The organism is Caenispirillum bisanense (genome assembly GCF_900230255.1).
In the GTDB taxonomy this organism is placed as follows: domain Bacteria; phylum Pseudomonadota; class Alphaproteobacteria; order Rhodospirillales; family Rhodospirillaceae; genus Caenispirillum; species Caenispirillum bisanense_A.
Map to the genome: position 1 here is coordinate 189,218 of NZ_OCNJ01000005.1, position 18,170 is coordinate 207,387.

Annotated in this window: 18 protein-coding genes; 6 read left to right on the forward strand and 12 right to left on the reverse strand. The window is 70.2% G+C overall.

The window, feature by feature from the left end:
- Nucleotides 1-2: 2 nt before the first annotated feature.
- Entirely contained in the window at nucleotides 3-533 is a 531-nt protein-coding gene (locus CRP50_RS12810; protein WP_097279564.1) for a hypothetical protein, read from the forward strand.
- Between the two features lie 155 nt (nucleotides 534-688).
- Here the strand turns inward: CRP50_RS12810 and cobT are convergent, their stop codons facing one another.
- The 3 genes from cobT to CRP50_RS12825 form a co-directional block, all read right to left on the reverse strand.
- Nucleotides 689-2,650, reverse strand: coding sequence for a cobaltochelatase subunit CobT (gene cobT, locus CRP50_RS12815; RefSeq protein WP_097279565.1), 1,962 nt, complete (start codon nucleotides 2,648-2,650; stop codon nucleotides 689-691).
- Between the two features lie 23 nt (nucleotides 2,651-2,673).
- Nucleotides 2,674-3,660 carry a cobaltochelatase subunit CobS gene (gene cobS / locus CRP50_RS12820; RefSeq protein ID WP_097279566.1) on the reverse strand — a complete coding sequence of 329 codons (987 nt, stop codon included), beginning with the start codon at nucleotides 3,658-3,660 and terminating at the stop codon, nucleotides 2,674-2,676.
- 74 nt (nucleotides 3,661-3,734) lie between these two features.
- Nucleotides 3,735-4,361 (reverse strand): J domain-containing protein, encoded by a 627-nt coding sequence (locus CRP50_RS12825; RefSeq protein ID WP_176525149.1) that lies wholly within the window; start codon nucleotides 4,359-4,361, stop codon nucleotides 3,735-3,737.
- Nucleotides 4,362-4,482: 121 nt separating this feature from the next.
- Between CRP50_RS12825 and CRP50_RS12830 the strand changes: the two genes are divergently transcribed.
- Complete coding sequence (locus CRP50_RS12830) at nucleotides 4,483-4,809, forward strand: BolA family protein (protein WP_097279568.1); 327 nt, start codon at nucleotides 4,483-4,485, stop codon at nucleotides 4,807-4,809.
- Between the two features lie 179 nt (nucleotides 4,810-4,988).
- On the opposite strand, the gene CRP50_RS12835 is transcribed toward CRP50_RS12830, so the two are convergent.
- The 9 genes from CRP50_RS12835 to serB all read right to left on the reverse strand — a co-directional run bounded on the left by CRP50_RS12835 (nucleotide 4,989) and on the right by serB (nucleotide 13,434).
- The gene (locus tag CRP50_RS12835) at nucleotides 4,989-5,303 is read right to left on the reverse strand and encodes an AzlD domain-containing protein (protein WP_097279569.1); all 315 of its coding nucleotides are present in this window, start codon (nucleotides 5,301-5,303) and stop codon (nucleotides 4,989-4,991) included.
- Nucleotides 5,296-6,024 carry an AzlC family ABC transporter permease gene (locus CRP50_RS12840; RefSeq protein ID WP_176525150.1) on the reverse strand — a complete coding sequence of 243 codons (729 nt, stop codon included), beginning with the start codon at nucleotides 6,022-6,024 and terminating at the stop codon, nucleotides 5,296-5,298. The genes CRP50_RS12835 and CRP50_RS12840 overlap by 8 nt, the downstream gene beginning before the upstream one ends.
- 114 nt (nucleotides 6,025-6,138) lie before the next feature.
- On the reverse strand, nucleotides 6,139-7,053 hold the full coding sequence (locus CRP50_RS12845; protein ID WP_097279571.1) for a PhzF family phenazine biosynthesis protein: 915 nt from the start codon (nucleotides 7,051-7,053) through the stop codon (nucleotides 6,139-6,141).
- 68 nt (nucleotides 7,054-7,121) lie between these two features.
- On the reverse strand, nucleotides 7,122-8,348 hold the full coding sequence (locus CRP50_RS12850) for an SLC13 family permease (protein WP_097279572.1): 1,227 nt from the start codon (nucleotides 8,346-8,348) through the stop codon (nucleotides 7,122-7,124).
- Nucleotides 8,349-8,384: 36 nt separating this feature from the next.
- A complete protein-coding gene (locus CRP50_RS12855) occupies nucleotides 8,385-9,434 on the reverse strand; it encodes an AI-2E family transporter (RefSeq protein WP_176525151.1) in 1,050 nt (349 codons plus the stop codon).
- Nucleotides 9,435-9,622: 188 nt separating this feature from the next.
- Complete coding sequence (locus CRP50_RS12860) at nucleotides 9,623-11,062, reverse strand: FAD-binding oxidoreductase (RefSeq protein ID WP_097279574.1); 1,440 nt, start codon at nucleotides 11,060-11,062, stop codon at nucleotides 9,623-9,625.
- Between the two features lie 223 nt (nucleotides 11,063-11,285).
- On the reverse strand, nucleotides 11,286-12,056 hold the full coding sequence (locus tag CRP50_RS12865; RefSeq protein WP_097279575.1) for an alpha/beta fold hydrolase: 771 nt from the start codon (nucleotides 12,054-12,056) through the stop codon (nucleotides 11,286-11,288).
- Nucleotides 12,057-12,190: 134 nt separating this feature from the next.
- On the reverse strand, nucleotides 12,191-12,493 hold the full coding sequence (locus tag CRP50_RS12870; protein WP_097279576.1) for a hypothetical protein: 303 nt from the start codon (nucleotides 12,491-12,493) through the stop codon (nucleotides 12,191-12,193).
- Nucleotides 12,494-12,531: 38 nt separating this feature from the next.
- Entirely contained in the window at nucleotides 12,532-13,434 is a 903-nt protein-coding gene (gene serB, locus CRP50_RS12875) for a phosphoserine phosphatase SerB (RefSeq protein ID WP_097279577.1), read from the reverse strand.
- An 84-nt stretch (nucleotides 13,435-13,518) separates the two neighbouring features.
- On the opposite strand from serB, the gene miaA reads away from it, so the two are divergent.
- From miaA to ilvC, 4 genes are all read left to right on the forward strand, one after another.
- On the forward strand, nucleotides 13,519-14,487 hold the full coding sequence (gene miaA, locus CRP50_RS12880) for a tRNA (adenosine(37)-N6)-dimethylallyltransferase MiaA (protein ID WP_097279578.1): 969 nt from the start codon (nucleotides 13,519-13,521) through the stop codon (nucleotides 14,485-14,487).
- Between the two features lie 170 nt (nucleotides 14,488-14,657).
- A complete protein-coding gene (locus CRP50_RS12885; protein ID WP_097279579.1) occupies nucleotides 14,658-16,418 on the forward strand; it encodes an acetolactate synthase 3 large subunit in 1,761 nt (586 codons plus the stop codon).
- Nucleotides 16,419-16,523: 105 nt separating this feature from the next.
- On the forward strand, nucleotides 16,524-17,042 hold the full coding sequence (ilvN, locus tag CRP50_RS12890) for an acetolactate synthase small subunit (RefSeq protein WP_097279580.1): 519 nt from the start codon (nucleotides 16,524-16,526) through the stop codon (nucleotides 17,040-17,042).
- 56 nt (nucleotides 17,043-17,098) lie between these two features.
- Complete coding sequence (gene ilvC, locus CRP50_RS12895; RefSeq protein ID WP_097279581.1) at nucleotides 17,099-18,118, forward strand: ketol-acid reductoisomerase; 1,020 nt, start codon at nucleotides 17,099-17,101, stop codon at nucleotides 18,116-18,118.
- Nucleotides 18,119-18,170 lie beyond the last annotated feature (52 nt).

Sequence of the window (18,170 nt, forward strand, 5' to 3'; positions counted from 1 at the left end):
CCATGCACGTACCCCGCCGCCGCATCCTGTTTCCGCTGGCCGCCGTGGTCGGGCTGGTGCTGGGCGCCGTCGCCTCGTCGTGCGGGCACCAGCCGCCGTTCCAGACGAGCAACGGCGCCGAGTATTCGGCCCGCCTCGCCGCCCGCCTGGACAACCCGCCGCCGGCCCCGGTGTTCGAGACACCACCGGCCGACTGGGTGTGGACGGCGTGGCTGCCCGACTTCCTGCCCGCCGTCTCCGCCTGCCTGGCGGCGACCGAGGTGCCGAAGGCCGTGGCGACCCAGGCCTGGCCGGTGCGGCAGGGCGTGGTCGGCGTCCACCTGCGCGGCCCCGACGGCCGCCGCTGGGACTGCCTCGCGCCGGCCGCCGGCATGACGGTGGACCGCCTGACGCCCCTCCCCGCCGACAGCCCGCCGGAAGGCCCCGTCTTCGCCCGCCTGAGCGACACACCGCCGCAAGGCTGCGGCCCCGCCCGGCCCGCCACGACGGCGGCAGGCCGGCAGATCGGTTGGGTCATGCCGGGGCCGTGCTGAGGGGGTGGTGACGGAGGGGGCGGCGCCCGCCGTGGAGGACGCCGCCCACGCCGACCGGCGGACACGCTCGTGGATGGCCGGGTCAAGCCCGGCCATGACAATTCGGAAGGTATTCCAAGCCCGTAGAGAGCGCCCCAAGGCGCCCTCTACCCCCGTCAGATCACCGCCCGTTCCCAGCCGCGGCCGCCACCGGCGCGGGGTGGTTCGTCGAACAGGTCGGTCAGCTGGCGCATCACCGTGCCGCCCAGTTCCTCGGCGTCCATGATGGTCACGGCGCGGCGGTAGTAGCGCGTCACGTCGTGGCCGATGCCGATGGCCACCAGATCCACCGGCGAGGCCGTCTCGATGGCCTGGATCACCTCGCGCAGGTGGCGCTCCAGGTAGTTGCCGGGGTTCACCGACAGCGTCGAGTCGTCCACCGGCGCACCATCGCTGATGACCATGAGGATCTTGCGCTGCTCCGGTCGGGAGACGAGGCGGCTGTGGGCCCACAGCAGGGCCTCGCCGTCGATGTTCTCCTTCAGGATGCCCTCGCGCAGCATGAGCCCCAGGTTGCGGCGGGCGCGGCGCCACGGCGCGTCGGCGTTCTTGTAGACGATGTGGCGCAGGTCGTTCAGCCGCCCCGGGTTGGGCTGCTTGCCGCCGGCCACCCACATCTCGCGGCTCTTGCCGCCCTTCCAGGCCGAGGTGGTGAAGCCCAGGATCTCCACCTTCACGCCGCAGCGTTCCAGGGTGCGCGCCAGGATGTCGGCGCTCATGGCGGCGACGCCGATGGGGCGGCCGCGCATGGAGCCCGAGTTGTCGATGAGCAGCGTCACCACCGTGTCGCGGAAGTCCATATCCTTCTCCATCTTGAAGGACAGGCTGTGCATGGGATTGGCGACGATGCGGGCGAGGCGGCTGGCGTCCAGCATCCCCTCCTCCAGGTCGAACTCCCACGACCGCGTCTGCTTGGCCATGAGCTTGCGCTGCAGCCGGTTGGCGAGGCGCGCCACCACGCCCTGCAGGTGGGCGAGCTGGTTGTCGAGCTGGGCGCGCAGGCGCGTCAGCTCGTCGGGGTCGCACAGGTCGGTCGCTTCCACCACCTGGTCGAAGCGGGTGGTGTAGGGGTGGTAGCGAAGGAGGTCGCCCTCGTTGTGGCCGGGCTTGGGGCGGGCCGGTTCGGCGCTCGGGCCGGCCGGTTCCTCGGCGCCCTCGCCCTCGCCGGCCATCATGGCCTGGCTGTCGTCGGACTCGCCCTCGCCGGCCTGGTCCTGGGGCGCCGCCTCGGAGCCGGCGTCCATGCCGTCCTCGCCCTGCTCCTGCTGGCCGCCCTGCTGCGGTTCCTCGGACTCGCCCTCCTCGGGCTTTTCCTGGTTGCCGCCGGAGGATTCGTCCTCTTCCTCCTCGCGGCGCTCCACTTCCTCGATGTCGTCTTCCTCGAGGTCGAGGTCGGCGATGAGGCGGCGCAGCTCGTCGGCGAAGGCGGTCTGGTCGCCGAGCACGTCGAGCAGCTTCGGCAGGTGCTCGCCGAGCTTGCCCTCCAGGTAGGGGCGGCAGATGTCGACCATGTGCTGCATGGTCGGCCCGGCCTCCACGGCGCCGAAGCGCTCGTGGGCGTAGAGGCGCAGGACCTCGTGCAGGGGCATGCGGCTCTGCTCGTTGATCTGGCCGTAGCCTTCGCCGGACAGCCGCTGCTCGATGGTGCCGCCGAGGTTGCGCGCGATGCCCTTCAGCCGGCGCGCGCCCAAAGCCTCCACCCGCGCCTGTTCCAGCGCGTCGTAGACCTCGCGCGCCTCGCGGCTCTGCGGCAGACGGCGGCGGTGGACGCCGTCGTCGTGGTGGCGCAGGCGCATGGCCAGGCTGTCGGACACGCCGCGCAGGCGGGTGACCATGTCCGGCGTCATCTTGGCCGCCGGCAGCGGCAGGCGCACGCTCTTGCCCGACACCGAGGCGGCGTTCTGGGCATAGGTGAGCGGGGTGTAGGTCACCGTCACGTCGCGCTCGCCCGAAAGCGCGCGCACGCAGGCGGTGGTCGCCCGCTTCACCAGCTCGGTCGGGCTGCTGTCGCCGCTCGCCAGCTTGCCCGGCCGGTTGGAGCCGGGCCGGGCGGTGGGGGCGGGGCCTCTGCGTTCCATGCTTGCTCCGATGTCGGGCGCCTTCAGACGGCGACGGCGCGGGCCGGGGCCTCGGGCAGATCCTCGCCGAAGCAGCGCTGGTAGTACTCGGCGATCACCGGCCGCTCCGTCTCGTCGCACTTGTTGAGGAACGTGAGACGGAAGGCGAAGGCGACGTCGCCGAAGATCTGGGCGTTCTCGGCCCAGGTCAGCACCGTGCGCGGGCTCATGACGGTGGAAATGTCGCCGTTGATGAAGCCGGCGCGGGTCATGTCGGCCACCGCCACCATGGCCGAGATGGTCTGTCGGCCGTCGGTGGTGTCGAACTCGGGGCGCTTCTTCAGGACGATGTCGGCCTCGGCGTCATGCTCCAGATAGTTGAGCGTGGCGACGATGTTCCAGCGGTCCATCTGGCCCTGGTTGATCTGCTGCGTGCCGTGATACAGGCCCGTGGTGTCGCCGAGGCCGATGGTGTTGGCCGTGGCGAACAGGCGGAAGCCGGGGTGCGGGCGGATGACGCGGTTCTGGTCGAGCAGCGTCAGCTTGCCTTCCACTTCCAACACGCGCTGGATGACGAACATCACGTCCGGGCGGCCGGCGTCGTATTCGTCGAACACGAGCGCGCAGGCGTGCTGCAGGGCCCACGGCAGGATGCCCTCGCGGAACTCGGTCACCTGCTGGCCGTCGCGCAGCACGATGGCGTCCTTGCCGATCAGGTCGATGCGGCTGACGTGGCTGTCGAGGTTGATGCGGATGCACGGCCAGTTCAGCCGCGACGCCACCTGCTCGATGTGCGTCGACTTGCCGGTGCCGTGGTAGCCCTGGATCATCACGCGGCGGTTGAACTTGAACCCGGCCAGGATGGCGAGCGTGGTGTCGCGGTCGAACAGGTAGTTCGGATCGCGATCGGGCACGTACTCGCTGCCGTCCTTGAAGGCGGGAACGGTCATGTCCGTGTCGAGTCCGAACACCTCGCGCACCGAAATCTCGGTGTCCGGGGTGCCCGTCGGGATGTTGGCGCCGACCTCCATGATCCTCCTCGAAGCCTTTTCAGCTGAAAACTGTCGTCGTCGTTGCGGTGGCCCGGAGCGCGCTGCCGCCGCCGTCAGGCGGAGACGCTGCCGAGCAGGGTGCGGTAGGCCTGGTTGACGGCCTTGAACTTGTCTTCCGCCGCCTTGTCGCCCGGATTGAGGTCCGGATGGTAGCGTTTGACCAGCTCCTTGTATCGCGCTTTCAGGGCCTCCTTGGTCAAGGGCCACTCCAGGTCCATGACGCGGAGCGCCTTGTCCGGGTCGCTGCCGCGCTGCGGGCGACCGTTGGCGTATTCCCTGTTGTAACGCTGCTCGCGGGCGTGGGCGTCCGTTTCCTCGTCGAAGAATCGGAAGGTGTCGCGCACCCGCCCGGCACGGAAGGCGCGATAGGCGGCGGTGGAATTCTCCAGATTGCGGTGGATGTGGCCGAGCTTCCAGCTCGGGCGCTGCCAGGTGGTGTCGGCGCGCACCGAGGCCTCGACCTCGTCCTCGTTCATCTGGGCGTAGTAGTTCCAGTTGCGATTGAACTGGCGGACGTGTTCCAGGCAATACCAGTCGTAGTCCCGCAGGGTGCGATCCCGCGGAGCCTTGTGTTCGGCCGGCTCGTGGCAGCCGGGCCAGGCGCAGGTATGCGCCGTGACGCCGGGCTGTTGCTGCTGCCCGCGGCCGAAGGGGGAACTGGAGTGTCTACGTCCGTTCATCGCGACAATATGCGGGTGTGGCGGCATTCAGGCAACCGCCCAAAACGGCCGCCCGACCCTTGACGAACGGCCGGCGCCGCCCCACCCTCGGGCCCTCGACACGCCAGGGGACAGACCGCCGATGCCGACCATCCGCGAGCGCATGGAAACCAAGCTGACGCAGGCCTTCGCGCCGGCGCGCCTCGTCATCCACGACGACAGCCACCGCCACGCCGGCCACGCCGACCGCATCGCCGCCCTGAAAGACCGCGGCGCCGGCGACGGCCATGCGCCCATCGACGGCCAGGGCGAGACCCACTTCCGCGTCGAGATCGTCTCGGCGTCCTTCGCCGGGCAGAACCGGGTCGCGCGCCAGCGACTGGTGTTCGACGTGCTGAAGGAAGAACTGGCGGAACGCATCCACGCCCTCCAGATCAGCGCCAAGACGCCCGAGGAAGCGGGGGGCTGACCCGCTTTTCGAACCACCAAGACACAAAGACACCAAGAGGGCGGCGCTCTACTCACACGGCGCGACGTAACGCCCCGCAAATCAAATCGATTCACTCGTGCGAGCGGTCACGCTGAAGCTCATCGGCGCCGCTTGCGAGGACGCCTTGGTGTCTTGGTGTCTTGGTGGTTACCCCACCCTCACGCCCACCCGAACGCCCGCGCCCCCGCCACGACCCCGGCGCCGATCACCATGGCGAGCAGGGGGCTCCTGGTCAGGAGGGCGGCGGCGCCCGTGGCGGCGGCGGCCGCTGCGCCCAGCACGCCCAATTGCGTCACCGCCGGCACCACCAGGGCCAGCAGGACGATGCCCGGCAGGCGCTCCAGGCCGGCGGCGACGGGGCCGTCCTTGGGCAGGCGGCCGGCCAGCAGCAGGCCGCCCAGGCGCAGGGCGTAGGTGCCGAGGGCGACGCCGGCGATGGCGAGCACCAGCGGATCGGTCAGCAGCTCAGGCATCGGCGCGGCACTCCTTCAGCGACTCGCGGCGGGCATGCAGGGCGACGGTGACGGCGAAGCCCGCGGCGGCGGCGATCAGCACGTACCACTTGCCGGGCAGCAGCTCCGAGGCGGCCCAGGCGGTGGCGCCGGTGACGATCCACGGCAGCAGGTCGTCCCTGCCCTTCCACAGGCCGAGGGCGAGCGCCAGGAACACCGCCGTGAAGGCGAAGTCGAGGCCGAGCACCTCGGGCGCCGGCAGGAAGCCGCCGAGGGCATGGCCGGCGATGCTGGCGGCGTGCCAGAACCCCGCCAGGCACAAGCCGCCGCCGAGCAGGTGGGCGGGCGTCAGGTCGGGGCGGCGGGCGAGGCCGTTCATGGTCACCGCCCAGTTCTCGTCGGCCACCAGATGGATGCCGACGGCCTTGTGGCCCAGCGGGCGGCCCTCGAACAACGGCCGCAGGCTGGCGCCGATGAGCAGGTAGCGCAGGTTCACGATGAGGGCGGCGAGCACGATCTCGGCCGCCAGCGCGGTCGGGTGCCACATCTCGACCATGACGAACTGCGCGGCGCCGGCAAAGATGAAGAGGTTCATGGCCTCCATGGCGGCCAGCGAAATGCCCTTGCCGGCAGCCAATACGCCGAACACGGCGCCGTATCCGGTGACGGCGACGCCGATGCCCAGGTTGTCGCGGGCGCCCTCCCACAGGGCGCGAGGCGCATAGGAGTCTGCGAAACGCACGGCTCTTCTCCTTATCAGGAGCGGCAGAATGCCCGACCATCGCCGCGGGGTCTTGTACGACGTTGCGCCCGCCGCAACCGTCCCGTTCGCGGGCCGCCAAACGGCCCCATCGCGTCAGTCGGGAACGGCCAGCGTGCCGTCGGAGATCATCACCGCCGTGCCGCCGATGCGCACCGCCGCCAGGTCGCCGCCGCGGCGGTCGAGGGCGAGGCGCAGCGTGCTCGGGCGGCCCATCTCGACGCCCTGGGTGATGGCGACGTCGAGGGTGTCGTCGCCGAGCGCCGGGCGCAGGCGGTCGATCCAGGCCGCCACCGCCGCCGCCGCGCCGCCGGTGGCGGGGTCTTCGGCGATGCCCATGGCGGGGGCGAACATGCGGGCACGTAAGCCTTCCGGCCGCTGCGGATCGTCCAGCGCGACGACGTAGACGTGCGGCGCCGGGCCGTCCTTCAGGTGCTCCTCCCACACGGCGCGGTCGAGGCGGATGCGGCCCATGGCCTGCGGCGTCACCGGCACGACGCAGAACGGCACGCCGGCCGAGCAGATCGCTGGCGACAGCGGCTCGCGCGTCACCACCTCGCCCGCCTCCAGCCCCAGCAGGCGGGCGAGCACCGGCGCCGGCGGCAGGCCCTCGGTCGACAGCACCGGCAGGCGCGGGGCGGTGAAGGTGGCGAGCGGCCGGCCCGTCTCGTCCTGCCCGAGCGTGACCGGCACCGGCCCCACCGTCTCCTCCAGCACCAGCGAGCCGCCCGGCTCGGCACGGCCGAGGGCGGCCAGCGCCAGGGCGCAGCCCACGGTCGGGTGGCCGGCGAAGGGCAGTTCCATGGCCGGTGTGAAGATGCGCACCGCCGCCGTGTGTGCGGGGTCGGCCGGCGGCAGGACGAAGATGGTCTCCGACAGGTTGAACTCGGCGGCGATGGTCTGCATCAGCCGGTCGTCGAGCCCCGCCGCATCGGGCACCACGGCCAGCGGGTTGCCGCCGAAGGCGGTGTCGGTGAAGACGTCGCAGGTGAGGAAGCGGTACTGGCGCATGGGGTCGGGTCTCCGGTCGGTGTGACGGCAGGATAGGGCCGCCGGGCGATCCTGTGGCGCGAGAAAATCTAAACGGCGAGATAGCCCGCCAGCCACAGCCACAGCGCGGCGCCGGCAAGGGACAGCAGCGTCATGGGCACGCCGCAGCGGGCATGGTCGGCGAAGGACAGGGTCACGCCCGCCGCCCGCGCCCGCTCCACGGTGATGATGTTGGCGAGGCTGCCGACCACCAGCAGGTTGCCGGCCAGCGTCGACAGGGCGGCGAGACCGTAGAGGGTGCCCGGCGCCAGATCGGGCCACACCGCCAGCAGCAGCATGACCAGCGGCACGTTGCCGATGGTGTTGCTGCCGACCAGCGACAGCGGCAGCAGAACGCTCAGGCGGTCGGGCACCAGCCCGGCCTCGGCCAGCGCCGCCACGCCCTGCGCCGGCAGACCGGTGAGCGCCAGTGCCTTGGTGACCACGAACAGGCCGGCGAACAGCACCAGCAGGTGCCAGTCGACCATCCCCAGCATGGTGCGCGTCGCCATGCGGCGGCTCACCAGCAGCAGGCCGGCGACCAGCAGCACGCCGGTGGTGTGCGGCAGCGGCGCCGAGAACAGGCCGAGCAGCAGCAGCGCCGCCGCCGCCGCCTTCCACAGGGCGCCCCGGTCGACCTCGGGCACCGGCGGTAGGGCGCCGGCTTGCGCCAGATGCCACCGCCCGCGCCACAGCCGGCTCACCACCACATGCACGCAGGCGAGGCCGATGAGCGCCGGCACGCCGCAGGCCGCCACGAAAGCCCAGAAGTCGAGCCCGCCCACCTGGCCGATGAGGATGTTCTGCGGATTGCCGATGAGCGTCGCCGCCGAGCCCGCGTTGGCCGCGCCGGCCAGCCCGATGAGGAACGGCCGCGCATCCAGCCCGCGGCCGGTCAGGCCGGCGCACAGCATGGGCGTCATGGCGAAGACCACCACGTCGTTGGCCAGTACCATGGACAGGCCGCCCGCCGTCACCACCAGCAGGGCCAGCAGGCGTTCCGGCGCCGCCTCGGCCACCGCGATGCGGCGGGCGCACCAGTCGTAGAGCCCCGCCTGCGCCGCCTGCGCCGACAGGATCATGAGGCCGAACAGGATGACCAGGGTCGGCCAGTCGATGGCCGCCTGCACCTCCGCCGCCGGGACGGCGCCCGCCAGCACCACCACGAGCGCACCGAGCAGGGCGATGCCGGTGCGGTCCACCGCCAGCCCCGGCCAGCGGCCGGCGGCCATGCCGAGGTAGGTGAGCACGAAGACGGCGACGACGAGGAGGGTCATGGGCTCGGACGGCAGGCGACAGCGGCGGGGGCCGCCTCACCGCCGGTCGAGCAGAGCGCCGATGGTGGCGAGGCGGGGGATGTTGTCGCAGAAAATCTTGAAGGTCGCCAGCATGGGCACGGCCAGCAGCATGCCGGGAATGCCCCACATCCAGCCCCACACCATGAGCGCCAGGAACACCGCGACCGGGTTCAGCGTCAGCCGCTTGCCCAGCACCGAGGGCGTCACGAACTGCCCCTCGATGGCCGTCAGGGCATAGAAGGTGATGGGCGGCAGCAGGGCATAGCCGATCTGGTCGAAGGTGATGAAGGACACCAACCCGATCACCACCATGGTCGCCAGCGCCCCGAGGAACGGCACGAAGTTCAGCACCGCCGCCAACGATCCCCACAGGATGGCGTTGGGCAGCCCGTAGGCCCACATGGCAAGCCCGGTGAACACCCCGAGCCCGACGTTGATGAGGGTGATGGTGACGAGGTAGGTGGAGATGTCGGTCTCCGCCCGCCGGAAAATCTCCACCGTCCGCTTGCGCTGGCCGCGCCGCTTGGCAAGGCGCAGGCTCTTACGCAGGAACAGGTCGCCGCCGGCCAGCAGAAAATACAGCAGCACCAGCGTCAGGGCGAACTGCGCCACCACCGTGCCGGTGCCGGACATCAGGGTATCGACCACGCCCTCGCTGCGGACGATGACGGTCTGCGGCTGGTCGACGTCGCGGTTTTCGCCGCCCGATGCCGCCTGCTCCATCTGCGCCACCGCCTTGCGCACGTCGTCGAGCGGTGTCTGCAACTCCTTCAGGCGCAGGCGCAGGATGGCCATGTTCACCGGCGCCCGGTCGAGCCACCCGGCGGCCGGCCCGGCCAGCATGGTGCCGGCACCGCCGATGACCGACAGCAGCAGCAGCACCGCCAGCGCCGCCCCGACGGCGCGCGGCACGCCGATGCGTGCCAGCCGCCGCACCAGCGGCGTCAGCAGCAGGCTCAGCAGGATGGCGAGCGCGATGGGAATGAACAGGGTAGCGGCGAAGTAGAGCGTCGCGAAGCAGGCGATGACGAACAGCCCGATCACCGAGGCGCGCCACCAGCTCACCCTCCGGCGCGGCGACGACAGGGAGTCCTCGGAAGGCGGGGGTGCGTCGGGCAGGACGGGGCGGTCTGGCAGAGTCATGCACAGGAAACGCCCGAGCAGCACCCCCCGCTCAAGCGCGAAAGTGGAGGTGCCGCCAGCCGAAAAGCACGGGCCGCCCCCACCGGAGGAGGCGGCCCGTCCCGCCGGATCTAGAGGCGCACCACCTTGCCCGGGTTCATCAGACCCTTGGGGTCGAGCGCCTGCTTGATGCGCCGCATGAGGTCGATCTCCACCGGCTGCTTGTAGTGGACGATCTCGTCCACCTTCAGGCGGCCGACTCCGTGCTCGGCGGAGATGGAGCCTTCCATGTCAACGATGATGTCGTGGACGATGCGGTTCATGTCCTCCCACAGGGCCAGATACTCGGCCTTGTCCATGCCTTCGGGCTGGGTGAGGTTGTAGTGGATGTTGCCGTCGCCGACGTGGCCGAAGGGGCACGGGCGGATGCCCGGCAGCGCCGCTTCCACCGCCGCCGTGGCGCGATCGAGGAATTCGGGCACGCGGCTGATGGGCACGGCGACGTCGTGCTTGATGGAGGCGCCTTCGTGCTTCTGCGCCTCCGGCAGGCCCTCGCGCAGGCGCCAGAACATCTTGCCCTGGTCGAGGCTCTCGGCGACCACGGCGTCGGCGATGAGGCCTTCCTCGAAGGCGGCCTCGAGGAACGTCTCGAAGGCGCCGCGGAGGTCGGAGTCGGGGCGGGAGCTGGAGAACTCCACCAGCACGTACCACGGGTGCGGCGCCTCGAACGGGTCGGACACTCCGTCCAGGTGCTTGACGGCGATCTCCATGCCGAAGCGGCCGATCAGCTCGAAGGCGGTGACGGCGTCGCCGGACAGGGCGCGGGCGCGGCTCAACACCTTGGTGACGGCGGCGATGTCGTCGAGGGCGCACAGCGCCGTCTGCTGCTCCACCGGCTTCGGGAACAGCTTCAGCACGGCGGCGGTGATGATGCCGAGCGTGCCCTCGCCGCCGATGAACAGGTGCTTGAGGGCATAGCCCGTGTTGTCCTTGCCGAGCGCCTTCATGCCGTTCCAGATGGTGCCGTCGGGCAGCACCACTTCCAGGCCGAGCACCAGTTCGCGGGTGTTGCCGTACTTCAGCACGTTCACGCCGCCGGCGTTGGACGAGATGTTGCCGCCGATCTGGCAGGACCCTTGCGCGCCGAGCGCCAGCGGGAACAGGCAGCCGGCTTCCGACGCCGCGTGCTGGATGGTTTCCAGCACCACGCCGGCCTCGACGGTCATGGTGAAGTTCACCGGATCGACGGCGCGGATGCGGTTGAGGCGCGAGGTGTTCAGCACGATCTCGCGGCCGTGCTCGAAGGGCACGTTGCCGCCGACCAGGCCGGTGTTGCCGCCCTGCGGCACCAGCGGCACGCCGGCATCGGCGCACAGGCGCACGACCTCGGCCACCTCGGCGGTGCTGGCGGGCTTCACCACGGCCAGCGCCTTGCCGACGAACAGGCCGCGTTCCTCGGCCAGGAAGGGCGCCATGTCGCCCGCGTCGACGAGGATACCCTTGTCGCCGACCACCGCCCGCAGGGAGTCGATCAGTTCGGCCGTGACGGCCTGTTCCAGCAGTTCGGACACGGGGGCGGCTCCTTCCGGTGCGTGAAGGGATGGGCGTTCTGCCAACGATTTAGCGTGTCCGCCGACGGGCGGCAAGGAAGGGTTGACGTTGATGGCCTCTGGCGCCGGGCGGGCGCGTCGCACCCTCGGCTCACGCGCCAGGGGGCGCACGGCGCACTTGCGCCGTTCATCCGGCGACGCGGCGGGCGCGTCACCGGATGGATCCGAGCGCCGGGCGATGGCTTCAGGCCGCCGCCTCGGCGGCGAGGGCGGCGATCACCGCCTGCGGCTGCTCGGCGTGCACCCAGTGGCCGGCGTCGGGCACCGTCTCCAGGCGCGCCTGCGGGAACAGGCGGCGGATCTCCGCCTCGTGCTCCGGCCGCACGTAGTCGGACTTGGCGCCGGACAGGAACAGCGTCGGGCCGTCGTAGGTGCGGTCGGCGACCGGGAAGTCGGCGATCTGTGTCCACTGGTCGAGGATGGCCGGCAGGTTGAGCTTCCAGCGGAAGCCGCCGTCGACGCTTTCCAGGCTCTGCAGCAGGAACAGGCGCACCATCTGGTCCGGCACCTGGGCGGCCAGCGCCCGGTCGACGTCGGCGCGGCGGGCGCAGCCGGCGAGGTCGACGTCGAGCATGATCTTGGCATAGCCCACCGTCTGCGCCGACAGGGTCGTCGGCGGCATGTCCACCGACACCAGCCGCCGCACCGCCGCCGGCTCCATGAGTGCCAGCGTCATGGCCGTCTTGCCGCCCATGGAATGGCCGACCACCACCGCCTCGCCCAGCAGGCCCTGGGCAGCCAGGAAGGCGCGCACGTCGGCGGCCATGTCGCGGTAGTCCATGGCGGCGTCCCACGGGCTGTCGCCGTGGTTGCGCAGGTCGAGGGTGAAGACGCGGGCGGTTTCCGCCAGCCCCTTGGCGATGGTCGCCCAGTTCTTCCGCGACCCGTAGAGGCCGTGAACGATCACCACCGGCGGCTTGGCGGCATCGCCGTATTCGGTGAAGGCGAGGTCCATGGGGCGTCTCCATCGTGGGCCGTGCGGCGCCGGCGTCTGCCGTGGCGGGGCCGGCGCAAAGGGCGCGCAGCATAACGCGCGCCCGCGCCGCCGGCCAAGGCCGACGTGCCTCACCCAAGCGCCGCGCCGAAGCCTCAGGGCTTGGTGTGGCGGCTCATGCGGTAGGCGTAGACGTAGATGTCGCCGGCGTTGAAGCTGTCGCCGTGGCCCTTGGTGCGGCGGGTGCGCATGAAGAACTCCACCACCTCCTGCGCCTGGATCTCGGTATTGGCCGTGCGGATGGCGCCGATGTCGGTGCCCTGCTTGAAGTTGTGACGGCTGACCAGCTGGGTCTTGGGGTCGGCGCACATGCCGACGTACCACTCGCCCCACTTGCCGCCGTTGCGCACGATCAGCTGTTCGATGTCGTGGATGATCTCGGTCTTCGACTTGGCCATGGCCGGCGCTCCCCCTCCTGCGTGCGCAGCGTCGTCCCTTATACGACGAACTCGCTGCGGCGGTACCCCTGCGCATAGAGGAGGGCCGTCAGGTCGCCGTGGTCGATGCGCACGCGCGCTTCCGCCGCCACCACCGGCTTGGCGTGGAAGGCGACGCCCAGGCCGGCGGCGCGGATCATGGGCAGGTCGTTGGCACCGTCGCCGACGGCCACCGTGCGCGACAGCGGCAGGCGGCGCTCGGCGGCCAGGGCGATGAGGCTTTCCAGCTTGGCGTCGCGGTCGAGGATGGGCTCCACCACCGTGCCGGCCAGCACCGCGCCGTCGAGCACGAAGTCGTTGGAGCGGTCCTCGTGGAAGCCGCAGAAGGCGCCGACGCGGGCGGTGAAGAACTTGAAGCCGCCCGACACCAGCACGCAGTAGGCGCCGTTGGCGGCCATGGTGCGCACCAGCTCGACGGCGCCCGGGGTGTACTCGACCCGCGCGAAGCACTGCTCCAGCGACTCGACGGGCAGGCCCTTCAGCTTGCCGACGCGCTCGCGCAGGGCTTCCTTGAAGTCCAGCTCGCCGTTCATGGCGCGCGCGGTGATGGCGGCGATCTCGTCCTTGATGCCGGCGAAGTCGGCCAGCTCGTCCAGCGTCTCGCCGGTGACGATGGTGCTGTCCATGTCGGCGATGAGCAGCATCTTGCGGCGGTCTTCGGCGCCCTGGGCCACCACGTCGCAGGCCACGCCGGCGTCGGCCAGGGCCTTGCGGGCGGCGGCGTCGGCGGTGTCGGGGCTGATGTCCTCGAACGGCAGGTCGAAGGCGACGCCCTCGTCCAGCCAGTCGGGCGATCCCACCTGCCCGCCCAGCGCCTTCAGGGCCTCGCGCACGGGGCGGACCGTGCTATCGTCCAGGTCCGCACGGGCCGGAGCGGTGATGAGCGTCAGCACGTTTTCCATGGCCCGGTCCCTTTTCCATCCGGCATGTGGGGGCGTGGTCGCCGCGCCCTCCGTATAAAGACGAGCCCGGTCGCCTGCAAGCGCATGATGAGCCCCGAGAACCCCGACTCCCCCCTGCCCCCGCTGGTCGTGGTCGCCGGCCCGACGGCCAGCGGCAAATCCGCCCTCGCCCTGGCGCTGGCCGAGGAATTCGCCGGCACCATCGTCAATGCCGACAGCATGCAGGTCTACCGCGAGCTGCGGGTCCTCACCGCCCGCCCGAGCGCGGAGGAAGAAGCCCGCGCGCCGCATCGGCTCTATGGCGTGCTGCCGGGCACCGTCGCCTGCTCGCCGGTGATGTGGCGCGACCTGGCGGTGCCCGAGATCGCGGCGGCGTGGGAGGCTGGGCGCCTGCCCATCGTGTGCGGCGGCACCGGCCTCTACATCAAGGCGCTGCTGGAAGGATTCGCGCCGGTGCCCGAGGTGCCCGACGCGGTGCGCGCCGAAGCCAGGGCCGACCTCGCCCGCCTCGGCCACGCGGCCTTCCATGCCCGGCTGGCGCAGGAGGACCCGGAGACGGCGGCCCGCCTCGCACCGGCCGACACCACCCGCATCCTGCGCGCCTGGGAAGTGCTGCGCGCCTCCGGCCGGTCCATCGGCTGGTGGCAGGCGCAGCCGCCGGTGCCGGCGCCCATCCGCTTCCGCCCCTTCGTCGTCCACATCGAGCCGCCGCGCCCGGTGCTCTACGCCCGCTGCGACGCCCGCCTGCGCGCCATGGTGACCGACGGCCCGGCGCTCGCCGAGGTGGCGGCGCTGCTCGACCTCGGCCTGCCGCCCGACCAGCCGGTGATGAAGGCGCTCGGCGTGCCCGAGCTGGCGGCGCACCTGCGCGGCGAGACCGACCTGGAGTCGGCGCTGACCCGCGCCCAACAGCTGACGCGGAATTATGCCAAGCGGCAAGGAACGTGGTTCCGTGGGCAGCTTCGTGCGGACCTGAAGCAGGATACGCAATTTTCGGAAAGCGTGGCCGCAAAAACCTTTCAGATAATTCGCCGCTTTTTGTTGACCACCTGACGACGAGTCTATACCGTGCAGCTTCCCCGGAATGGTCCGGGGCAGGCGCGGCGCGCCGGACGGCACCCCCACGGTCGAACTGAGGTGGACGCTGTGTCCGCCGACGCCGGAGAAACAGGTGTCGGCGGCGCCGAGGTGTGCCCGCGTGTCATAGGAAGACAGGTGCAGAAATGTCGCAGGACCGCATGAACGGAGCTCAGATCGTCCTCAAGGCCTTGGCCGAACAGGGCGTCGAGGTAATCTTCGGCTATCCGGGCGGCGCCGTACTTCCGATCTACGACGAGATCTTCAAGCAGAACCAGATCAAGCACGTGCTGGTGCGCCACGAACAGGCGGCGGTGCACGCGGCGGAAGGCTATGCGCGCTCCACCGGCAAGGTCGGCTGCGTGCTGGTGACCTCCGGCCCCGGCGCCACCAATGCCGTCACCGGCCTGCTCGACGCCATGATGGACAGCATCCCGGTGGTCTGCCTGACCGGCCAGGTGCCGACCCACCTGATCGGCAACGACGCCTTCCAGGAAGCCGACACCACCGGCATCACCCGGCCGTGCACCAAGCACAACTACCTGGTCAAGAAGAGCGAAGACCTCGCCCGCGTGCTGCATGAGGCCTTCCACGTGGCGCGCAGCGGCCGCCCCGGCCCGGTGGTCATCGACCTGCCGAAGGACATCCTGATGAAGCCGGCGGAGTACATTCCGCCGTCGCGCGTCAAGCACCGCACCTACAAGCCGCAGGTGAAGGGCGACCGCGCCGCCATCGAGCAGGCCGTCGAGATGATCGCCGCCGCCAAGAAGCCCATCTTCTACACGGGCGGCGGCGTGGTGAACTCTGGCCCCGGCGCCTGCCAGCTGCTGACCCAGCTGGTGCGCCTGACCGGCTTCCCCATCACCCAGACGCTCATGGGCCTCGGCGCCTACCCGGCCTCCGACCCGCAGCACCTGGGCATGCTCGGCATGCACGGCACGTATGAAGCCAACCTCGCCATGCACGGCTGCGACCTGATGATCTGCATCGGGGCGCGCTTCGACGACCGCGTGACGGGGCGCCTGGATGCCTTCGCGCCGGGCTCGAAGAAGATCCACATCGACATCGACCCCAGCTCCATCAACAAGAACGTGGCCGTCGACCTGCCCATCATCGGCGACGTCGCCCACGTGCTCGAAGACCTCATCAAGCTCTACAAGGCCCGCCAGGTGCGCCCCGACGCCAAGGCGCTGAAGGCGTGGTGGAAGCAGATCGAGGACTGGCGCGCGGTGAACTGCCTCGCCTACCGCCAGGAAGGCAAGATCATCAAGCCGCAGTACGCCATCCAGCGCCTGTACGAGCTGACCAAGGACCGCGAGACCTACATCACCACGGAAGTGGGCCAGCACCAGATGTGGGCGGCGCAGTTCTACAAGTTCGAGAAACCGAACCAGTGGATGACCTCGGGCGGCCTCGGCACCATGGGCTACGGCTTCCCGGCCGCCATCGGCGTGCAGATGGCCCATCCCGATGCCCTGGTGGTCGACGTCTCGGGCGAGGCCAGCTTCATGATGAACATGCAGGAGCTGGGCACCGCCATCCAGTACCGCCTGCCGGTGAAGGTGTTCATCCTGAACAACCGCTACATGGGCATGGTGCGCCAGTGGCAGGAACTGCTGCACGGCGGCCGCTACTCCGAGAGCTATTCGGAGGCGCTGCCCGACTTCGTGAAGCTGGCGGAAGCCTTCGGCGCCCACGGCATCGTGTGCGAGGACGCCGACAACCTGGACGCGGCCATCCTCGAGATGATCAAGATCGACAAGCCGGTCATCTTCGACTGCCGCGTCGACCAGTCGGAGAACTGCTTCCCCATGATCCCCTCGGGCGCGCCGCACAACGAGATCCTGCTCGGCCCGCCGGAGACCGGCAAGGAAGCCATCGCCGACGAGGGCAAGGTTCTCGTCTGAGGCCGCCGCCCCACCCGCATCCGACGCATCAACGACTCGCACCGCCCCGGCGCCCACGACGGCGCCGGGGTCCCGCCGCGAGACCCTGAGGGGGAGACACGACCCGTGTCGAACAACGACCACGAAGAGATCAAGACCCACACCATCGCCGTGCTGGTCGACAACGAATCCGGCGTGCTGGCGCGCGTCATCGGCCTGTTCTCGGGCCGCGGCTACAACATCGAGAGCCTGACCGTCGCCCAGGTCGACCCGACCGAGAAGCTGTCGCGCATCACGCTCGTCACCAGCGGCACGCCCATGGTGATCGAGCAGATCAAGGCGCAGCTCGGCCGCCTCGTCCCCGTCCACAAAGTGCGCGACCTGACGGTCGAAGGCCCGGCCGTCGCCCGCGAACTGGCGCTGGTCAAGGTGGTCGGAACGGGCGAGAAACGAGTCGAATCCCTTCGCATCGCCGACATCTTCCGTGCGAATGTGGTCGACAGCACGAACGAAAGCTTCGTGTTCGAAATCGTCGGCAAGACCGAGAAGCTCGACGCCTTCATCGCGCTGATGGAGCCGCTCGGCCTCGTCGACGTGTCGCGCACCGGCGTGGCCGCCATCGCCCGCGGCCTCGGCGCTCTGTGAGCCGACCCACCAAGACCAAGACCAACACCAACGATCTGCATCAAGGATTTGGACAAATGCGCGTTTACTACGATCGCGACGCCGACGTGAACCTGATCAAGGGCAAGAAGGTGGCCGTGGTGGGCTACGGCTCGCAGGGTCACGCCCACGTGCTGAACCTGCGCGATTCGGGCGTCAAGGACGTCGCGGTCGCCCTGCGGGCCGGCTCGGCCACCCGCAAGAAGGCCGAAGGCGAAGGCCTGACCGTCATGACCCCGGCGGAAGCCGCCGCGTGGGCCGACGTCGTCATGATCCTGACCCCCGACGAGCTGCAGGCCGAGCTGTACTACGCCGACCTGCACGGCAACATGAAGGAAGGTGCCGCGCTCGCCTTCGCGCACGGCCTGAACGTGCACTTCAAGCTCATCGAGCCGCGCAAGGACCTGGACGTGTTCATGGTCGCCCCGAAGGGCCCCGGCCACACCGTCCGATCCGAATACAAGCGCGGCGGCGGCGTGCCCTGCCTCGTGGCGGTGGCGCAGAACGCCTCCGGCAACGCCATGGAAGTGGCGCTGTCCTATGCGTCGGCCATCGGCGGCGGCCGTTCGGGCATCATCGAGACCAACTTCCGTGAAGAGTGCGAAACCGACCTGTTCGGCGAGCAGGCCGTGCTGTGCGGCGGCCTGACCAAGCTGATCGCCGCCGGCTTCGAGACGCTGGTGGAAGCCGGCTACGCCCCGGAAATGGCCTACTTCGAGTGCCTGCACGAGGTGAAGCTGATCGTCGACCTGATGTACGAGGGCGGCATGGCCAACATGCGCTACTCGATCTCCAACACGGCGGAATACGGCGACTACGTCACCGGTCCGCGCATCGTGACCGACGAGACCAAGGCCGAGATGAAGCGCGTGCTGGAAGACATCCAGACCGGCCGCTTCACCCGCGACTGGATGCTCGAGTGCAAGGCCGGCCAGCCGTCCTTCAAGGCCACCCGCCGCCTGTGGGCCGAGCATCCCATCGAGGAAGTCGGCGAGCGTCTGCGCGGCATGATGCCGTGGATCAAGGCGAACGCCCTGGTCGACAAGGACAAGAACTGATCCCCGATTGCGGGTGCGCGGGGCGGCTTTCCGCCGCCCCGCGCCTTGCACC

Bases quoted from the DNA above. Each gene is read 5' to 3' on its own strand.
- CRP50_RS12810 (WP_097279564.1), top strand. From the start codon at position 3: ATGCACGTACCCCGCCGCCGCATCCTGTTTCCGCTGGCCGCCGTGGTC.
- CRP50_RS12845 (WP_097279571.1), bottom strand. From the start codon at position 7,053: ATGCGCCAGTACCGCTTCCTCACCTGCGACGTCTTCACCGACACCGCC.
- CRP50_RS12850 (WP_097279572.1), bottom strand. From the start codon at position 8,348: ATGACCCTCCTCGTCGTCGCCGTCTTCGTGCTCACCTACCTCGGCATG.
- CRP50_RS12885 (WP_097279579.1), top strand. From the start codon at position 14,658: ATGTCGCAGGACCGCATGAACGGAGCTCAGATCGTCCTCAAGGCCTTG.
- serB (WP_097279577.1), bottom strand. From the start codon at position 13,434: ATGGAAAACGTGCTGACGCTCATCACCGCTCCGGCCCGTGCGGACCTG.
- CRP50_RS12865 (WP_097279575.1), bottom strand. From the start codon at position 12,056: ATGGACCTCGCCTTCACCGAATACGGCGATGCCGCCAAGCCGCCGGTG.
- CRP50_RS12835 (WP_097279569.1), bottom strand. From the start codon at position 5,303: ATGCCTGAGCTGCTGACCGATCCGCTGGTGCTCGCCATCGCCGGCGTC.
- CRP50_RS12830 (WP_097279568.1), top strand. From the start codon at position 4,483: ATGCCGACCATCCGCGAGCGCATGGAAACCAAGCTGACGCAGGCCTTC.
- ilvC (WP_097279581.1), top strand. From the start codon at position 17,099: ATGCGCGTTTACTACGATCGCGACGCCGACGTGAACCTGATCAAGGGC.
- CRP50_RS12825 (WP_176525149.1), bottom strand. From the start codon at position 4,361: ATGAACGGACGTAGACACTCCAGTTCCCCCTTCGGCCGCGGGCAGCAG.
- cobT (WP_097279565.1), bottom strand. From the start codon at position 2,650: ATGGAACGCAGAGGCCCCGCCCCCACCGCCCGGCCCGGCTCCAACCGG.
- miaA (WP_097279578.1), top strand. From the start codon at position 13,519: ATGATGAGCCCCGAGAACCCCGACTCCCCCCTGCCCCCGCTGGTCGTG.
- CRP50_RS12870 (WP_097279576.1), bottom strand. From the start codon at position 12,493: ATGGCCAAGTCGAAGACCGAGATCATCCACGACATCGAACAGCTGATC.
- cobS (WP_097279566.1), bottom strand. From the start codon at position 3,660: ATGGAGGTCGGCGCCAACATCCCGACGGGCACCCCGGACACCGAGATT.